The following is a 16,035-nucleotide window of genomic DNA, read 5'->3' on the forward strand; positions in this document are numbered from 1 at the left end:
GATGACCGAAGCACAACCCCTGTTCATCCGCGTCTCAGACGTGCATCGAGTCTTCGGAGTTTCCGAGAGCACCATCCGTCGCCATGCCAAGGCCGACGCCATCACGATCTACAAGCGCGGCGGAGCGAGCCTGCTAAAGGTGGCCGAGGTCGCGGCATGGATCGAAAAGGGGGACGGAAAATAGTGCTCGTTTCGATTTGCGGCGGCCGCGATTTGCCTTTCGCTACGCTAGTGTCGCCGTCTGACTCAAGTTTCAGATGTGCCAAACGCAATCAGCGACAAATGTCAGCTATGCGGACGAAGCGGTTGTTCGCTGCATCTGCGTTCTGCGGACCAAGTGTTCCCGCTAGATCGACCTGCTCATGAGAGAAGCCGGCTGAAGATAGTGCGACGATGTCACCCGAGGCGGCTCTCAATTACCCTTGCGGCAAGAAATGTTTTCCGATCGTCCGATAGTTCTCTCCCAGTTCGAGCCTGTAGATGGGATCCACTACGTGTCATATTGTTCAGTACCCTCTTCTGATCGTCCGGCAACTGTGTCCACCAGCTTGGGCGCAAAAACAGATTGTCGGTGTGTATAAAGAGCAGGCGCAGAAGCGCATCGGCCTTCCGGTTTTCATCGACGTTTTGGTAGGAGTTCACCAATGCATGCGCCGGACCGTCGACTGGTCCAATCCAGCCAAACACCGCAATTGTCGACCCGTCAAAGGCAGTTACTGTGAGGGTTATGTGATCGAGAGGGAACGTGTCCTGACCCAGTTGCTGCAATCGTACCCCTCCGAGATCGAATTCGGGATGAAACGCCCCACAAGCGACAACCGGAAGCACACTGTCAAACCGGAAGACCGCGAAATGGAAAGTCTCTTGCGGGCCTGATAGAAGTTGCGCATCAAATTTCTCCTTCCAATCGCCTAATTCACGCAGTCCGATCTCAATACCAATCTGCATATGGTAGAGTAAGGACTGTAATTGCGCTTGCTTCCAGAATGGCATCCCCTTATCCCCGTCACGGAGATGAGTGCTGAAACGCTGTTGGGCGGCTTTTGAGAAGGCCTCATATGCAATCGCTCGATACGAGAATAGAAAGGCCGTTTCAGCGTCTAGCTGCACGGTCTTGCCCTCGATCTTCTTGAAGAGCTCCGAATCGTGGTAACTGCAAAATCCAGGGAAGACCGAGGCCAAGTTCACTCCCACTCGCCTAGGTTGCGGATTTCCATTCGTTGCGATCATTTCCTTCATGACAGGCTTGACGGAAAGAACGTGATTTTCTTCGGAAATGGCCGCCATCCCGCCGTTCTTTTGAACCGTGTGGGCCTTAGTAATCGTCGAACTGCAAGGGGATTCCGGAATTGGACCAGGGAAGGAGCAATACCCCTGCCGCATTTCGTTGAGCATCTCCCGCTCGTGGTCGAAGACGTTGCTCCTCGCTTGGGTTTCCCGGTCGAGGTGGCAGAACTTGTATTTCTTCCCCGACAGGCACCAGCACTGTTCGTTTCTGCCCATCTTCTCCGACGGGTTCAGAGCAAGGAGATTGAGGGGAAGCCTTGGTGCCGTAAGAGATGGGTGAATTGCCATCGTAGCGCTCCTCAGATTTCTGGAAGTAACAGATATGGACATCGCATTTTACTCGGTAGATGCAATCCATATCTTTGGCTATGAAATGATGATGGCGCAGCGTAGACGCTCCAACGGCAGTGAAGGGCCGCGCCTTCCGCCGCAGCTGCGAAGATCGACGTCATGCTGCGGTCTGCCTAGGTGTCAGTGATGGGCTCAAAGCCGTCATTAGGTGTCTTGTGTCAGGCGGCAAACACTACATTGGCTCCGTGCTAAGTTCGGCATTGATAGATATCCTGCACGGTGACTGTCACACAGAGACAGCTCGACTTGCGGCGATTGGTCACCGCTGCAAAAATTTCCGCATATCGCCGTGCCTGCTCAGTGGCAAAGAATTGGCAAGAGCGCAGACTTCTGGCGGAATCAGAGGGATACGCGAAGTCTACGCACCTCTGGGCTGCTGCGCTTCCCCGGGAGGAGCCGAGACCTTGGTAACGGCGAGACTCATGCGCGAGATCGGGGGTCAAACCGTGGTTGGTGAGCCGGCGAGCAAAAGAGGCCAGCAGATGAAATTTCGGGGGCTATCTGTGGGGCCCAATCACTCGCGAAAAGTTAACCGACCGGTTTCATTGCATAAATTTCCGCCAATTGGTGCGGGTGGTCGGACTCGAACCGACACTCCGTGAGGAAAGGGTGTTTGAGACCCTCGCGTCTACCATTCCGCCACACCCGCACGGGCGCTGATGTAACGCGGGTGCGGGCGCGGGTCAATCGGCTGCGCGTGGCTCAGAGCTGCCGTGCGGCGAAGGTGTCGCACTGCTGGAGCGCGCCGGTCTCGTAGCCGCGCTCGAACCAGCGCGCGCGCTGCTCGGAGGTGCCGTGGGTGAAGGTATGCGGCATCGGGCGGCGGCCGGCGTTGCGCTGCAGCGTGTCATCGCCGATCTGCCGGGCGGCGTTCACCGCCTCCTCCAGATCGCCGGGCTCGATGCTGCCGAACTGCGCCTCGGCATGGCGGGCCCAGATGCCGGAATAGCAGTCGGCCTGCAGCTCGATCATCACCGAAATCCGGTTGCTCTCGGTCTCGCTGGCCTGTGCGCGGACCTCGTTGGCCCGGGCGAGGATGCCGAGCTCGTCCTGGACGTGGTGGGCCACCTCATGGGCGACCACATAGGCCGAGGCGAAATCGCCCCCGGCTCCGAGCTGGCGTTCCATCGTGGTGAAGAAATCGGTGTCGAGGTAGACCTTCTGATCGGTCGGGCAGTAGAACGGCCCGGTGGCGCCCGAGGCTCCGCCGCAGGGCGATTGGGTGGCGCCCTTGAAGAGCACGAGCGTAACCGGGCGGTAGGCGCCCTCGACCTGCTCGCGGAACACCTCGGCCCAGACCTCCTCGGTATCGGCGAGGGTGACCGAGACGAAATCGGCGGCTTCCTCGTCGGCGGGGGTGATCTCGTTCTGGGTCACGGTCTGGCCGCCGCCCTGGTCGAGGAGCGGCGTCACGTCGATGCCGAGGAAATAGCCGATCAGCAGCACGGCGATCACGCCGACGCCGCCGACCCCGCCTGCCCGCCCGATCGAGGTGCCGCGGCGGTCCTCGATATTGCGGCTGCCCCGCCTGCCCCGCCAATCCATCCGCTGCCCCCTCGCTGTTGCGCAGGCTCAAGGCTGCCGCGGGGCTTTGGTTCCGCCAAGCGGATTTTTTCGGCCCTTGACCCGCGAAGGGCTGCGTGTTGCAACCCGGGCCGGGGCTGCAGGAGAGCGGGATGTCACGACAGGGTTTGATGGTGCTGGCCGGGGCCGGATCGGCGGCGTTGCTGCTGGGGGCCTTTGCCTTTCAATATCTCGGCGGGATGCCGCCCTGCCAGCTCTGCATCTGGCAGCGCTGGCCGCATGCTGTCGCGCTGGCGGCGGGGTTGATCGCGCTCGAGGCGCCGTCGCGGCTGCTGGCCTGGCTCGGGGCGGCGGGGGCGCTGGTTTCGGCGGGGATCGGGGCCTTCCATGTCGGGGTCGAGCAGGGCTGGTGGGCGGGTCTCGCCTCCTGTTCCGGCGGGTCGCTGGCGGGGGTCTCGGTGGAGGATCTGCTGAACCCGGCGGTGGATGTGGCGCAGGTGGTGCGCTGCGATGCGATCGCCTGGCAGATGCTGGGGGTGTCGATGGCGGGGTGGAATGTCATCGCCTCGCTGCTGCTGGCGGGGATCTGGATTGCTGCGGCGCTGCGCAAGGCGTGACGTCTCACGCGTGAAAATTGAGCCAAGCCGCTGGTTTTGATCGAGATTTCTTCCGGCGTTAGGGGTTTCTTAACCGCTTGGCGCGGGGCGCAAAGCGGCGGCGGGTCCGGCAAAACTTCTGCGAAGTTTTTCGCCCGGAGAGGCCGGTGCGGCGCCTTGGGGCGCTGGCGACGGGGGGCTGTCTGCCCCCCGGCCGGACCTGCGGTCCGGCGCCCCCCGAGGATATTTGGGCAAGGTGAGAGGGAAGGCAGAGGGGCTGCCTTCTTTTGGCCTCAGCCAAAGAGACGGGTTTGCTTCTACAGGGCAAAGCGCTCGGTCAGGCCAGCCACCTCATCGGCGACGATGCGGGCAACGGTGACCTCATCCGCCTCGTTTGGCGCCGAGCGCGCCTCGGGGACGGGGACGCTGGGGGCTGTCTGCCCCCCGGGGATACTTGGGCAAGCGGAGAGGGAGGCGGGCCTGCCTTCTATTCGACTCAGCCGCAGAGGCGGGTGTGTTCCTGCAGGGCGAAGCGGTCGGTCATGCCGGCGACGTAATCGGCGACGATGCGGGCGAGCGTCACCTCATCTGCGGCGGCGGCCACGTCGGCGCGCCATTCGGCGGGGAGAAGCTCGGGCCGGGCCATGAACAGCGGGAAGAGGTCGTTCACCACCCGCGTCACCTTGGCGCGCTCCCGCATCACCGAGGGCGCGCGGTACATCCGGTGGAACAGGAAGCTGCGGATCGCCTTCAGCTCCTGATAGAGCGGTTTCGAGAAGCGGATCACCGTGGCGCCCATGCCGCGGATCTCTTCCACCGATTGCGGGCGGGCGGCTTCGAGCCTGCCCTGCGCCACGGCGATCACATCCTCGACCATGCGGCCGAAGACCCGGCGCAGCGCCTCGTGGCGGCGGCGCATCGGCTCCAGCCCCGGATAGAGCGCGTCGACCTCGGCGAAGGCCGGGCCGGTGACCGGGAGCTGCATCAGGTCGTTCTCGTCGAAGAGGCCCGAGCGCAGCCCGTCGTGCAGGTCGTGATGCGAATAGGCCACGTCATCGGCGATGGCCGCGACCTGCGCCTCGGCGCTGGCATAGGTATCGAGTTCGAGATCCCAGGCGGCATTGGCCTCGGCCAGGGCATAGGGCAGCTCGGCCTCGACAGGGCCCCCGTCCGGCCCGAGCCGGACAAGCGGACCGTTGTGCTTGGCGATGCCTTCCAGCGATTCCCAGGTCAGGTTCAGACCGTCGAAATCGGCGTAGTGCCGTTCCAGCCTCGTGACGATGCGGATCGCCTGGGCGTTGTGGTCGAAGCCGCCATAGGGCTGCATCAGGAGGCCGAGGGCATCCTCGCCGGTATGGCCGAAGGGGGTATGGCCGAGATCATGTGCCAGGGCGATGCATTCGGCCAGATCGGTGTTGAGCCCGAGCACCCCGGCGATGGTGCGGGCGACCTGGGCCACTTCGATCGAATGGGTGAGACGGGTGCGGTAGTAATCGCCCTCGTGTTCCACGAAGACCTGGGTCTTGTGTTTCAGCCGCCGGAAGGCGGAGGAATGGATGATCCGGTCGCGGTCGCGCTGGAACGGCGAGCGGAAGCTCGACATGCGCTCGGGGTGGAGCCGACCGCGGCTGGCGCCGGGCTGGCAGGCATAGGGGGCCAACATTGATCTGCCTGTTCTTGTGACCTGTTTTGTGCAACCTATATGGGGTTGGTAACCGATTGACACGGGATTTCGCATGAACGGCCTCACCCTGCCCCCCCGCGTGACCGACCGGGCCTTCGCCCGGCTGGCCGAGATTGCCGAAACCTCGGGCGAGGCGCGCGCGCTGCGCGTCGCTGTCGAGGGCGGCGGCTGCTCGGGTTTTCAATATGACATCAAGCTCGACGATCCGGCGGCGGACGATCTGGTGCTGGAGAAGGACGGGCTTAAGGTGCTGGTCGATCAGGTCTCGCTGCCCTTCCTGTCGAATGCGGTGATCGATTTCTCGGAGGAGCTGATCGGCGCGCGTTTCGTGATCGAGAACCCGAACGCCTCGAGCTCCTGCGGCTGCGGCACCTCCTTCTCGATCTGACACCCCCCGTCCGGACAAACCCCCGTCCGCGCGGAAAAATCCGGCTACCCCTCGCCCTGCCCGCCCCTGCCGCTATATCCCTGTTCGGCAGGGATGCGGGGATGCGATGGAATATGTGGTTCTGGGGTCCGGTCCGGGGGTGGTGGCGGCGCGCGACTGGTCGCGCGACTTTGACCGGCTGCTGGCGATCAACAATGCTTGGCGGGTGCGGCCCGACTGGGATGCGCTGATCCACCCCTGGGATTTCCCCGAGGAGCGCCGGCCCCGGCCCGGGCCGGGGCAGCGGCTGGTGACGCAGGAGGCCTTCGTGCCGGCGCAGAACCGCTATGGCGGTTTCGTCTATGCCGGGGGCACGATGGCCTTCACCGCGGGCTATTGGGCGCTGGCGCAGGAGCCGCGGGTGATCGCCATGCTGGGTTGCGACATGCATTATCCGGCAGAGGGGCAGACGCATTTCTATGGCACGGGCACGGCGGACCCCCTGCGGGATGACATCACGCTGCGCTGTCTCGAGGCTAAGGCGGCGCGGCTGATGGTGCTGGCGGCACTGCACGGCTGCGCCATGGTGAACCTGTCGGGCGGGCCGTCGCGCCTGGTGTTTCCGCGCTGTGCGCCGGGCGGGCTTGGGGCTGTGCGGGTGCCCGCAGTGGACGAGCGGCGGGCGGCGGAAGCCTTGGCGCTGGAGGCGGCGCTTGGCTATCTGGTGCCCTCGGGGCGGTACTGGGAGGAGGCCGCGCGCTTCGATCCGCAGGCACTCGACGCGGTGGATGCGCTGTGGCTCGCGGCGGCGCGGGTTGAACGCGGGCGCGTTGCCTCCTAGACAGGGGCAAAGCCGGAGGCGCCCCATGAAGATCGCGACATTCAACATCAACGGCATCAAGGCCCGGATCGAGGCGCTGCCGGAATGGCTGGCGGCGGCAGAGCCCGACGTGGTGCTGCTGCAGGAGATCAAGTCGGTCGACGAGAGCTTCCCGCGCGCGGTCTTCGAGGATGCGGGCTGGGTGCTGGAGACCCATGGCCAGAAGGGCTTCAACGGCGTGGCGATCCTGTCGCGGCTGCCCCTGGAGGATGTGGTGCGGGGGCTGCCCGGCGACGATGAGGATCTGCAGGCGCGCTGGATCGAGGCGACGGTGGTCGGCAAGCGCGCGGTGCGGGTCTGCGGGCTCTACCTGCCGAACGGCAATCCGGCGCCGGGGCCGAAATACGACTACAAGCTCGCCTGGATGGCGCGGATGCAGGCGCGGGCCGAGGCCTTGCTGGCGCTGGAGGAGCCTCTGGTGCTGGCGGGGGATTACAACGTGATCCCGCAGGCCGAGGATGCGGCGCGGCCGGAGCTCTGGACCGAGGATGCGCTGTTCCTGCCCGAGACGCGGGCGGCGTTCCGGCGGCTGGTGAACCTCGGGCTGACCGATGCCTTCCGGGCGCGGCAGCCGGCGCCGGGGCAGTACTCGTTCTGGGATTATCAGGCGGGCGCCTGGGAGAAGAACAACGGCATCCGGATCGACCATCTGCTGTTGAGCCCGCAGGCCGCGGATCTCTTGCTCGACGCGCGGATCGACAAGGAGGTGCGGGCCGGCGACAAGCCCTCGGACCATGTGCCGGTCTGGATCGAGCTGGACGCCTAAGGTTTGGTGATGTCGAGCCTCGTCACGTCGTGGCCGTAGAGCCAGTCGAAGCGGTTCAGCGGCAGGCCGGGCAGCAGTTTCGAGCCGAGCTTCAGCCCCAGATGCGCCACCTCCTTCAGCGGGCTGCGCAGGTGGTAGGCGCGGGCGTTGGTGTTGGCGGCCTGCACGACGCGGCGGCAGCGCGGGGCGCGGCGTTCCTCGTAGGTGGCGAGACCCGCCTGCAGCCCGTAGGTGGCGAGGCAGTCGGCCAGCACCCAGGCATCCTCCAGCGCCATGTTGGCGCCCTGGGCGAGGAAGGGCAGCGTCGGGTGGGCGGCGTCGCCGAGGATACAGGCATTGCCGCGATACCAGACCGGGGCGACCGGGTGGCGGAAGAGACCCCAGAGCCAGACGTCGGGCACCTGCTCCAGCCAGTTGCGCACCCGGCCGTTGAAGCGGGAGAAAGCGAGGCGGAGGTCCACCGGATCGTCGCGCAGGGTCCAGCCCTCCTGCACCCAGCGGCGGCGTTCCTCGACGGCGACGATGTTGCGCTGGGTGCCGCCGCGCAGCGGGTAGCTGACCAGATGCCGCCCCTCGCCCATATGCACCTCGGCCATCACCGGCTCGCCCGGCGTCGCCGGAATGATCGCGCGCCAGGCGACCTGATTGGTGAAGAAGGGCTCTGACGGGCCGTTCAATGCCGAGCGGACCAGCGAATGCAGACCGTCGGCGCCGATCAGCAGCGCGGGCGCGTATTCCGCGCCCTGCGCCGTGACGATGCGCGGCGCGGGGCCGGTGACATCGACCGTCTCGATCTTCTGCAGGAGGCGTATATGCACGCCCGCCGCCCGGGCGCCTTCGGCAAGAAGGTCGATCAGGTCGGCGCGGTGCATCAGGTGATAGCCCTGCCCCGGCCGCAGCCGCGCCAGATCGAGCTTCATCACCAGGGCGCCCGACCGGCCATCGTGCAGCTGCACCGCCTGCGCCCGCATCGAGGCGGCTTCCAGCGCCTCGCCCAGCCCCAGCGCGCGCAGCACCGCCGCGCCATTGGGCGAGATCTGCAGCCCGGCGCCAACCTCGCGGATCGCCTCGGCCTGCTCGAGCACCGTCACGTCGGCCCCGTGCAGCGCCAGCGCCCGCGCCACGGCGAGCCCGGCGACGCCTGCCCCCAGCACCGTCACCTCGGTTCCGACCAGGCTCATCCGTTCCCCCTGAATGCAGACGCCGGGCGCAAGGGCCCGGCGTCATGTTTCATGCCCGTCTTGCCGGAGGCAAGACGCGATGCGCCGCTGCGGTCACTCGTCGCGGTGCACTTTTTCACGGCGTTCGTGCTTTTCCTGCGCTTCAAGCGTCATCGTGGCGATGGGCCGCGCATCGAGTCGGCGCAGCGAGATCGGCTCGCCCGACACCTCGCAATAGCCGTATTCGCCGTTCTCGATCCGCCGCAGCGCGGCGTCGATCTTGGAGACCAGCTTGCGCTGACGGTCGCGGGTGCGCAGCTCGAGGGCGCGATCGGTCTCTTCCGAGGCGCGGTCGGCGATGTCGGGCACGTTGCGACCCGACTCCTGCAGACCCTCGATCGTTTCGGCGCTCTGCGACATCAGCTCCTGTTTCCAGTTAATCAGCTTCCGGCGAAAATATTCCAGCTGCCGGTCATTCATGAATGGTTCGGTTTCAGCAGGGCGATAATCGTCTGGTAGAAAGATCTCTGCTTTCATGGCTGCTCTCTCTTGCAGGCCGGAAGGCTCCGAGCTGTGCGTTAGTGTCATCCGGCGCTCCCTTAATGCGCGTCCATTACTCCATGCCAATTGGAATGTCACTAGTCACCGCGCGTGGGTTGCGGAGGATTCAACCTGTGGTATCGTCGCCGCCGCAGCCGACCCAACATGACGTGGCGTAAATGAAATTTTCCTCGACCGCCTCCTATGTCGCCACGCAGGATCTCACGGTGGCCGTGAACGCCGCCGTGACGCTGCAGCGCCCGCTGCTGGTCAAGGGCGAGCCCGGCACCGGCAAGACCGAGCTCGCGCGGCAGGTGTCGCGGGCGCTGGAGATGCCGCTGATCGAGTGGCATGTGAAATCCACCACCAAGGCGCAACAGGGGCTTTACGAATACGATGCCGTCAGCCGGTTGCGCGACAGCCAGCTGGGCGAGGCGCGGGTGCATGACGTGCGCAACTACATCCGCAAGGGCAAGCTCTGGCAGGCTTTCGAGGCGACGGAGCGGGTGGTCCTGCTGATCGACGAGATCGACAAGGCCGATATCGAGTTTCCGAACGACCTGTTGCAGGAGCTCGACCGGATGGAGTTCCATGTCTACGAGACCGGCGAGACCGTGCAGGCGCGGCATCGCCCGGTCGTCATCATCACCTCGAACAACGAGAAGGAGCTGCCCGACGCCTTCCTGCGCCGCTGCTTCTTCCACTACATCCGCTTTCCCGATGCCGAGACGATGCGCGCCATCGTCGGCGTTCACTTTCCCGGCATCAAGGAGGCGTTGCTGACCACCGCCCTCACCCAGTTCTACGAGCTGCGCGAGACGCCGGGGCTGAAGAAGAAGCCCTCGACCTCGGAGGTGCTGGACTGGCTGAAGCTGCTGCTGGCCGAGGATCTGGGGCCGGAAGACCTGCGGCGCGACGGGAAATCGGCGCTGCCGAAGCTGCACGGGGCATTGCTGAAGAACGAGCAGGATGTGCATCTGTTCGAACGGCTGGCCTTCATGGCGCGTGGGCAGCGCTAGGCGGCAAGATCCTTCGACGGATTTTGCGGCGCTTGCGGCGGGCGGTGCATGCATGGGCCCGCCCGGTGGGATTGACAGGATGCGCCGCAGCGCCTGACATGGGGGGACGCATGAGGAAGGCCATCCCGTGAGCAAGACCGACGCCTATGCCCTGACGATCCGTCCGCTGGCCAAGGCCGACGAGGCGGCGTGGCGTCCGCTGTGGACGGCCTATCTCGCCTTCTACAAGACCCGGCTGCCGGAGGCTGTCTTTGCCAGCACCTTCGCCCGGCTCACCTCGGGCGAGGCGCGGGAGTTCCACGGGCTGATCGCGGAGAAGGAGGGCGAGGCGGTTGGCATCGCGCATTACCTTTTCCACCGAAGCTGCTGGAAGATCGAGAACATCTGCTATCTGCAGGATCTCTTCACCACGCCCGCCGCCCGCGGTCAGGGCGTGGCGCGGGCGCTGATCGGCGCGGTCTATGCCGCCGCCGATGCCGAGGGCTCGCCCGGGGTCTGGTGGCTGACGGCGGAGGACAATTACCCGGCGCGGACGCTCTACGACAAGGTGGCGGTGAAATCGCCCTTCGTGCGCTACATGAGGCCGCTCTGATGCGCGCCGCGACCCTCGCCCTGAGCCTCCTGCTCGCCGCCTGTTCCGGCGAGAGCCTTGTCAGCAAGAGCGCGCCGCCGACGCTGGTGGTCGATCCGCTGCCGCGGATGAAGAGCTTTGCCACCGCGCGGATGCCCTCGACGCGGCGCAGCAACGCCGAGATCGCGCGGGACTTCCTCGACCTGGCCTTCGCCATGGAGAGCGGACGGCCGGTGCCGGTGCTGACGCGCTTCGAGGAGCCGGTGACGCTGGCGCTGACCGGGGTGGTGCCTGCCACGGCGGCGGCGGATCTGGCCCGGCTCGAGGCGCGGCTGCGGGCCGAGGCGGGGATCGACCTCAGGCGGGTCGAGGGGCCGGCGGCGGTGACGATCGAATTCGTGCCGCGGGGCACGATGCAGGGGCTGGTGCCGATGGCGGCCTGTTTCGTGGTGCCGCGGGTCTCGTCCTTCGCCGAATACCGTGCGTCGCGGCGCAAGGCGCTGGTGGACTGGACGACGCTGACCAGGCGCGAGCGGGTGGCGATCTTCGTGCCGTCCGACACCAGCCCGCAGGAAGTGCGCGATTGCCTGCACGAGGAGCTGGCGCAGGCGCTGGGGCCGTTGAACGACCTCTACCGGCTGTCGGATTCGGTGTTCAACGACGACAATTTCCACACGGTGCTGACCGGCTTCGACATGCTGATCCTGCGGACCTATTATGCGCCCGAGCTCCGCTCGGGGATGACGCGGGAGGAGGTGGCGCGCGCCCTGCCCGGCATCCTCGCCCGGCTGAACCCGGGCGGCGGGCGCGGCGGCGTGGCGCCGCCCCTGCCCACGCCGCGGCCCTGGATCGATGCGGTCGAGGTGGCGCTGGGGCCGAGCGGGTCGGGCAACCGGCGGCGGGAGGCGGCGGCGCAGGCGCTCGGGATCGCGCGGGAAGAAGGCTGGCGCGACAGCCGTCTGGCCTTCAGCTACTTCGCGCTGGCGCGGCTCAGCCTCGCTTCCGAGGTCGAGCAGGCGGTGATCGGCTTTACCGAGGCGGCGCGGATCTATCGCGGCCTGCCGGAAGGCGAGATCCATGCCGCGCATATCGACATGCAGATGGCGGCTTTCGCGCTGTCTTCAGGGCAGCTGCCCGAGGCGATGGAGCTCTGCGACCGGGCGATCCCGGTGGTCCGTGCGGCCGAGAATGCGGCGCTGCTGGCGACGCTGCTGATGATCCGGTCGGAGGTCCTCGGGCTGATGGGGCGGCCGGTGGAGGCGCGGGCGGCACGGCTCGACAGTCTGGGCTGGGCGCGCTATGGCTTCGGCCCGGATGCCGAGGTGCGCGCGCGACTGTCCGAGATCGCCGTGCTGACGCCTCCGGTCAACAGGGGCTGAGGCGGCATCGTCCGCAGAGGAGGCGGAATGATCGTAGTGGCCGGAGCCGTTCTGGGCATCATCATCGGCGCGTATCAGGCGCGCAAACATGGCGGCAAGGGGTTGGACCAGCTGCAATATGCCGCCGGATACGGCATCGCCTTCGCGCTCCTCGGCCTGTTCCTGACGATCTTCATCGAAAACATGGCCTGAGCCCGGTGTTCCTGCCCTTCTTCGAGACGCTGCGCCGGGTCGGCGTTCCGGTCTCCCTTCGGGAGTATCTGGCGTTTCTGGAGGGGATGGCGGCGGGTCTCGCCACCTATGACGTCGAGAGCTTCTACTACCTTGCCCGCACGGCGATGGTGAAGGACGAGCGGCACATCGACCGCTTCGACCGCGCCTTTGCCGAGGCCTTCCAAGGGCTTGAGCGGATCTCTTCAGACGAGGTGCTGGCGGCGGTCGATCTGCCGCGCGACTGGCTGGAGAAGCTGGCGGAAAAGCACCTCTCGCCCGAGGAGCGCGCGGCGATCGAGGCGCTCGGCGGGTTCGACAAGCTGATGGAGACGCTGCGGCAGCGGCTGGAGGAGCAGAAGGGCCGGCATCAGGGCGGCAGCAAGTGGATCGGCACGGCGGGCACCTCGCCCTTCGGCGCCTATGGCTACAACCCCGAAGGCGTGCGCATCGGGCAGGAGGACAGCCGCCATCGCCGGGCGGTGAAGGTCTGGGACAAGCGCGAGTTCCGCAATTTGGACGATCAGGTGGAGCTCGGGACGCGCAACATCAAGGTGGCGCTGCGGCGGCTGCGGAAATGGGCGCGCGACGGGGCCGCGGAGGAGCTGGATCTGGAGGGCACGATCCGCGCGACGGCGGAGCACGGCTGGCTCGACGTGCAGACCCGGCCGGAGCGGCGCAATGCGGTGAAGGTGCTGTTGTTCCTCGACATCGGCGGCTCGATGGATCCGCATGTGCGGGTGATGGAGGAGCTGTTCTCTGCCGCAAGATCGGAGTTCAAGCACCTGATCCCGTTCTATTTTCACAACTGCCTCTATGAGGGCGTCTGGCGCGACAACGCCCGGCGCTGGGATGCGCAGACGGCGACGGCGGAGGTGCTGCGGACCTATGGGGCGGAGTACAAGTGCATCTTCGTCGGCGACGCCTCGATGAGCCCCTATGAGGTGCTGCATCCGGGCGGGGCAAACGAGCACTGGAATTCCGAAGCGGGCGAGGTCTGGCTGCGGCGGGCGCGGGCGCAATGGCCGCATTCGCTCTGGATCAACCCGGTGCCGGAGCCGCAGTGGGGCTATACGCCGACCATCGGCATGATCCGCGAGATCTTCGAGGGGCAGATGGTGCCGATGACGCTGGAGGGCATCACCCGCGGCGTCGCGGCGCTGGGGCGCTGAGATTTGGGGCGTTGAGATTGCAGGGCCGAGATCACGCATTGCTGCTTTTGCTTTGAGCGGCGACGGCCCATATTGGCAGCATGCTCAAGTTTCTCCCCCTTCTGCTCGCCATCGGCTACGGCCTTGCGATGTATCATTTCTCGGCCTGGCGCACCAAGCGGATGCTGGACGAGAAATCGCGCCCGCTGGACGAGCCCGAGATCAATGCGCTGGCCTCGCGCATGGCGCGGGCGCTGGATATTCCCGGCATCCCGGTGCGGGTCTTCGATGTCGATCCGGTGAACGGGCTTGCTTCGCCGGATGGGCGGATCTTCCTGACGCGGGGCTTCCTGCGGAAATACAAGGCGGGCGAGGTCACGGCGGCGGAGCTGGCCAGCGTGATCGCGCATGAGCTGGGGCATGTGGCCTTGGGCCATGCGCGGCGGCGGATGATCGATTTCACCGGGCAGAATGCCGGGGTGATGATGCTGTCGGCCGTGTTGAACCGCTTCCTGCCGGGGCTGGGGCCGATGATCGCCTCGCTCATCACCCGGACGCTGGCCGCGCATCTGTCGCGGCGCGACGAGCATGAGGCGGATGCCTATGCCTCGGCGCTGCTGGTGAAGGCGGGGATCGGAACGGCGCCGCAGAAGTCGCTGTTCCGCAAGCTGAATGCGCTGACCGGGGCGAATGGCGCCGCGGCGCCGGCGTGGCTGTTGAGCCACCCGAAGACCGAGGAGCGGATCAGGGCGATCGAGGCGCGGGAGGCGCGCTGGGATCAGGCCTGAAGCGCCTTGGCGAGACGCGGCAGTTTGGCGCGTTTCAGGAGCGCCTTGAGCGACATCGGCTGATCCGCGATGCGCTCGGCCTCGGCATGGACGGCGGTGACGATGGCGCTGACCGCTTCGGGGTGGAAGGACCAGAGCTCCCAGAGGAAGCCGTCGGGTTCGCGGCGTTCCAGCCCTTCGGCGGCGAGGCTGTGGCGCGGGAAATCGGCGGAATTGAAGGTGAGGATGGCATCGGCGCTGCCGGCGATGGCGGTGGCGAGCACGTGGATGTCGTTCTCGTCGGGCAGGTGCAGGCGGGATTCGAGCCCCGCCTTGGGATGCACCACCGCCTGCGGGAAGCCGTCGCGCAGAAGGGCGATGGCGCCGCGCGCCTCGATCTCGGCCAAGGGGCCGAGCTTGCGGGTGGCGCGGGCCCATTCCTCGAGGATGCGTTCGGACCAGAGCGGGGTGTAGAGCCCTGCCCGCGCCGCGCCGATCAGGATCTCGCGCAGCACGGTCGGGTAGAGCACGCAGGCGTCGAGGACGAGCCTCACCCGTCGAGCCGGAAGAACAGCGCCTTGAGATAGGCCGATTCCGCCAGTTGCAGCAGCGCCGGATGGTCCGGCCCGGCGAAGCCGGTGTGCAGGAGCTGCGCCCGCCGCCCGCCGCGCCCGATGCCGCGGGCTGAGGCGTTCCGGAAGGCGGAGAGGTCGGCCGCATGCGAGCAGGAGCAGAGCACGAGATAGCCGCCGGGCGCGACCAAGGGGGCCGCAAGGCGCGCGAGACGCTCGTAGGCGCGCAGGCCGGCCTCCAGTGCGGGCTTGTTCGGGGCGAAGGCGGGCGGGTCGCAGATCACCAGCTCGAACTGCGCCTGTTCGGTCCCCAGCGCTTCCAGCACGGCGAAGGCATCGCCCTGCCGGGTGGAGAAGCGCTCGGCGAGACCGGAAGCCTTGGCCCCCTCTTCCGCCAGAGCCAGAGCCGGGGCGGAGGCATCGACGCCGACCGCCGAGACCGCGCCATTGGCCAGCGCCGCAAGGGCGAAGCCGCCGACATGGGTGAACATGTCGAGCACGCGGGCCTCCTTGGCCAGCGCGGCGGCGAAGGCGTGGTTCGGGCGCTGGTCGAAGAACAGGCCGGTCTTCTGCCCGCCCATCAGATCGGCCATGTAGGTGGCGCCGTTCATCGGCACCGGGATCGGCGCATCGACGGCGCCGGTGAGGATCACCGTCTCCTCCGTCAGCCCCTCGAGCCCGCGCGCCCGGCCCGTGCCGTTCTTCACGACATTGGTCACGCCCGTGACGGCGACCAGCGCCGCCACCAGCGCGTCGAGATGCGCCTCGGCCCAGGCGGCGTTGGGCTGGATCACCGCGGTGTCGCCGAAGCGGTCGATCACCACGCCGGGCAGGCCATCGGCCTCGGCATGGATCAGGCGGTAGAAGGGGGCGGAGAATAGCCGCTCGCGCATCGCCAGCGCACGGGTCAGACGGGCGGCGAACCAGGCCTCGTCGATCACCGCCTCGGGGTCGCGGTCGAGCATCCGGGCGATGATCTTGGAGGCGGTGTTCACCGTCACCAGCCCGAGCGGGCGGCGCAGGTCGTCTTCCAGCACGGCGAGCGCGCCCGGGGCCAGCGCCTGCGTGCGGCGGTCGGTCACCAGCTCGTCGGCATAGACCCAAGGGAAACCGTGCCGGATGGCGCGGGCCTCGGCCTTGGGTTTCAGGCGGACGGCGGGATAGGTCATCGGGCGGGGCTCATGAATAAGGGAGGGCGTCATGCCCTCCCT

The 16,035-nt window shown here is 66.7% G+C and carries 18 protein-coding genes and 1 tRNA gene; 11 read left to right on the plus strand and 8 right to left on the minus strand.

Translation table 11 applies throughout. The features are described 5' to 3' along the window. The first annotated feature begins 1 nt into the window (after nt 1). Complete coding sequence (locus AC3A5Z_RS10665; RefSeq protein ID WP_487519328.1) at nt 2–184, plus strand: helix-turn-helix transcriptional regulator; 183 nt, start codon at nt 2–4, stop codon at nt 182–184. 212 nt (nt 185–396) lie between these two features. Here AC3A5Z_RS10665 and AC3A5Z_RS10670 read toward each other — a convergent pair whose 3' ends face one another. The 3 genes from AC3A5Z_RS10670 to ypfJ form a co-directional block, all read right to left on the minus strand. Further along, nucleotides 397–1,575 (minus strand): SEC-C domain-containing protein, encoded by a 1,179-nt coding sequence (locus AC3A5Z_RS10670; RefSeq protein ID WP_487519329.1) that lies wholly within the window; start codon nt 1,573–1,575, stop codon nt 397–399. 628 nt (nt 1,576–2,203) lie between these two features. Next, nucleotides 2,204–2,287: transfer RNA gene (locus AC3A5Z_RS10675), tRNA-Leu, on the minus strand. A gap of 53 nt (nt 2,288–2,340) precedes the next feature. After that, nucleotides 2,341–3,183 carry a KPN_02809 family neutral zinc metallopeptidase gene (ypfJ, locus tag AC3A5Z_RS10680; RefSeq protein WP_487519330.1) on the minus strand — a complete coding sequence of 281 codons (843 nt, stop codon included), beginning with the start codon at nt 3,181–3,183 and terminating at the stop codon, nt 2,341–2,343. A gap of 131 nt (nt 3,184–3,314) precedes the next feature. On the opposite strand from ypfJ, the gene AC3A5Z_RS10685 reads away from it, so the two are divergent. Beyond that, on the plus strand, nt 3,315–3,779 hold the full coding sequence (locus tag AC3A5Z_RS10685; protein WP_487519331.1) for a disulfide bond formation protein B: 465 nt from the start codon (nt 3,315–3,317) through the stop codon (nt 3,777–3,779). Between the two features lie 475 nt (nt 3,780–4,254). On the opposite strand, the gene AC3A5Z_RS10690 is transcribed toward AC3A5Z_RS10685, so the two are convergent. After that, a complete protein-coding gene (locus AC3A5Z_RS10690) occupies nt 4,255–5,421 on the minus strand; it encodes a deoxyguanosinetriphosphate triphosphohydrolase (RefSeq protein ID WP_487519332.1) in 1,167 nt (388 codons plus the stop codon). Nucleotides 5,422–5,494: 73 nt separating this feature from the next. Here AC3A5Z_RS10690 and AC3A5Z_RS10695 point away from each other — a divergent pair, with 73 nt between their 5' ends. The 3 genes from AC3A5Z_RS10695 to xth all read left to right on the plus strand — a co-directional run bounded on the left by AC3A5Z_RS10695 (nt 5,495) and on the right by xth (nt 7,455). Then, nucleotides 5,495–5,830, plus strand: coding sequence for a HesB/IscA family protein (locus AC3A5Z_RS10695; RefSeq protein WP_487519333.1), 336 nt, complete (start codon nt 5,495–5,497; stop codon nt 5,828–5,830). Between the two features lie 106 nt (nt 5,831–5,936). Then, complete coding sequence (locus AC3A5Z_RS10700) at nt 5,937–6,650, plus strand: hypothetical protein (RefSeq protein WP_487519334.1); 714 nt, start codon at nt 5,937–5,939, stop codon at nt 6,648–6,650. A gap of 25 nt (nt 6,651–6,675) precedes the next feature. After that, the gene (gene xth / locus AC3A5Z_RS10705; RefSeq protein ID WP_136792807.1) at nt 6,676–7,455 is read left to right on the plus strand and encodes an exodeoxyribonuclease III; all 780 of its coding nucleotides are present in this window, start codon (nt 6,676–6,678) and stop codon (nt 7,453–7,455) included. Here the strand turns inward: xth and AC3A5Z_RS10710 are convergent. After that, the gene (locus AC3A5Z_RS10710) at nt 7,452–8,636 is read right to left on the minus strand and encodes an FAD-dependent monooxygenase (protein ID WP_487519335.1); all 1,185 of its coding nucleotides are present in this window, start codon (nt 8,634–8,636) and stop codon (nt 7,452–7,454) included. The two genes, xth and AC3A5Z_RS10710, sit on opposite strands and share 4 nt — an antisense overlap. A gap of 93 nt (nt 8,637–8,729) precedes the next feature. Next, nucleotides 8,730–9,152 (minus strand): RNA polymerase-binding protein DksA, encoded by a 423-nt coding sequence (gene dksA / locus AC3A5Z_RS10715; protein WP_487519336.1) that lies wholly within the window; start codon nt 9,150–9,152, stop codon nt 8,730–8,732. 182 nt (nt 9,153–9,334) lie between these two features. On the opposite strand from dksA, the gene AC3A5Z_RS10720 reads away from it, so the two are divergent. The 6 genes from AC3A5Z_RS10720 (at nt 9,335) to AC3A5Z_RS10745 (ending at nt 14,273) form a co-directional block, all read left to right on the plus strand. Further along, nucleotides 9,335–10,174 carry an AAA family ATPase gene (locus AC3A5Z_RS10720; protein ID WP_487519337.1) on the plus strand — a complete coding sequence of 280 codons (840 nt, stop codon included), beginning with the start codon at nt 9,335–9,337 and terminating at the stop codon, nt 10,172–10,174. 127 nt (nt 10,175–10,301) lie between these two features. Continuing rightward, on the plus strand, nt 10,302–10,766 hold the full coding sequence (locus tag AC3A5Z_RS10725; RefSeq protein WP_487519338.1) for an N-acetyltransferase family protein: 465 nt from the start codon (nt 10,302–10,304) through the stop codon (nt 10,764–10,766). Beyond that, on the plus strand, nt 10,766–12,124 hold the full coding sequence (locus tag AC3A5Z_RS10730; RefSeq protein ID WP_487519339.1) for a DUF2927 domain-containing protein: 1,359 nt from the start codon (nt 10,766–10,768) through the stop codon (nt 12,122–12,124). The genes AC3A5Z_RS10725 and AC3A5Z_RS10730 overlap by 1 nt, the downstream gene beginning before the upstream one ends. A gap of 27 nt (nt 12,125–12,151) precedes the next feature. Next, nucleotides 12,152–12,316 carry a hypothetical protein gene (locus tag AC3A5Z_RS10735; RefSeq protein WP_487519340.1) on the plus strand — a complete coding sequence of 55 codons (165 nt, stop codon included), beginning with the start codon at nt 12,152–12,154 and terminating at the stop codon, nt 12,314–12,316. Nucleotides 12,317–12,321: 5 nt separating this feature from the next. Next, nucleotides 12,322–13,506 (plus strand): vWA domain-containing protein, encoded by a 1,185-nt coding sequence (locus AC3A5Z_RS10740; protein WP_487519341.1) that lies wholly within the window; start codon nt 12,322–12,324, stop codon nt 13,504–13,506. Between the two features lie 80 nt (nt 13,507–13,586). After that, nucleotides 13,587–14,273 carry a M48 family metallopeptidase gene (locus AC3A5Z_RS10745; protein WP_107665046.1) on the plus strand — a complete coding sequence of 229 codons (687 nt, stop codon included), beginning with the start codon at nt 13,587–13,589 and terminating at the stop codon, nt 14,271–14,273. On the opposite strand, the gene AC3A5Z_RS10750 is transcribed toward AC3A5Z_RS10745, so the two are convergent. Both AC3A5Z_RS10750 and AC3A5Z_RS10755 read right to left on the minus strand, forming a co-directional pair. Then, on the minus strand, nt 14,264–14,806 hold the full coding sequence (locus tag AC3A5Z_RS10750; protein WP_487519342.1) for an RSP_2648 family PIN domain-containing protein: 543 nt from the start codon (nt 14,804–14,806) through the stop codon (nt 14,264–14,266). The genes AC3A5Z_RS10745 and AC3A5Z_RS10750 overlap by 10 nt on opposite strands. After that, nucleotides 14,803–15,993: an RSP_2647 family RNA methyltransferase gene (locus AC3A5Z_RS10755; RefSeq protein WP_487519343.1), complete on the minus strand. Its 1,191-nt coding sequence runs from the start codon at nt 15,991–15,993 to the stop codon at nt 14,803–14,805. Before AC3A5Z_RS10755 ends, AC3A5Z_RS10750 begins: the two co-directional genes overlap by 4 nt. Nucleotides 15,994–16,035 lie beyond the last annotated feature (42 nt).

It is taken from the genome of Cereibacter sp. Soil_C_27, from assembly GCF_057657095.1.

Excerpts from the sequence above, each read along its gene's own strand:
- AC3A5Z_RS10665 (WP_487519328.1), top strand. The coding sequence starts at position 2 with ATGACCGAAGCACAACCCCTGTTCATCCGCGTCTCAGACGTGCATCGA.
- AC3A5Z_RS10670 (WP_487519329.1), bottom strand. The coding sequence starts at position 1,575 with ATGGCAATTCACCCATCTCTTACGGCACCAAGGCTTCCCCTCAATCTC.
- ypfJ (WP_487519330.1), bottom strand. The coding sequence starts at position 3,183 with ATGGATTGGCGGGGCAGGCGGGGCAGCCGCAATATCGAGGACCGCCGC.
- AC3A5Z_RS10685 (WP_487519331.1), top strand. The coding sequence starts at position 3,315 with ATGTCACGACAGGGTTTGATGGTGCTGGCCGGGGCCGGATCGGCGGCG.
- AC3A5Z_RS10690 (WP_487519332.1), bottom strand. The coding sequence starts at position 5,421 with ATGTTGGCCCCCTATGCCTGCCAGCCCGGCGCCAGCCGCGGTCGGCTC.
- AC3A5Z_RS10695 (WP_487519333.1), top strand. The coding sequence starts at position 5,495 with ATGAACGGCCTCACCCTGCCCCCCCGCGTGACCGACCGGGCCTTCGCC.
- AC3A5Z_RS10700 (WP_487519334.1), top strand. The coding sequence starts at position 5,937 with ATGGAATATGTGGTTCTGGGGTCCGGTCCGGGGGTGGTGGCGGCGCGC.
- xth (WP_136792807.1), top strand. The coding sequence starts at position 6,676 with ATGAAGATCGCGACATTCAACATCAACGGCATCAAGGCCCGGATCGAG.
- AC3A5Z_RS10710 (WP_487519335.1), bottom strand. The coding sequence starts at position 8,636 with ATGAGCCTGGTCGGAACCGAGGTGACGGTGCTGGGGGCAGGCGTCGCC.
- dksA (WP_487519336.1), bottom strand. The coding sequence starts at position 9,152 with ATGAAAGCAGAGATCTTTCTACCAGACGATTATCGCCCTGCTGAAACC.
- AC3A5Z_RS10720 (WP_487519337.1), top strand. The coding sequence starts at position 9,335 with ATGAAATTTTCCTCGACCGCCTCCTATGTCGCCACGCAGGATCTCACG.
- AC3A5Z_RS10730 (WP_487519339.1), top strand. The coding sequence starts at position 10,766 with ATGCGCGCCGCGACCCTCGCCCTGAGCCTCCTGCTCGCCGCCTGTTCC.
- AC3A5Z_RS10735 (WP_487519340.1), top strand. The coding sequence starts at position 12,152 with ATGATCGTAGTGGCCGGAGCCGTTCTGGGCATCATCATCGGCGCGTAT.
- AC3A5Z_RS10745 (WP_107665046.1), top strand. The coding sequence starts at position 13,587 with ATGCTCAAGTTTCTCCCCCTTCTGCTCGCCATCGGCTACGGCCTTGCG.
- AC3A5Z_RS10755 (WP_487519343.1), bottom strand. The coding sequence starts at position 15,993 with ATGACCTATCCCGCCGTCCGCCTGAAACCCAAGGCCGAGGCCCGCGCC.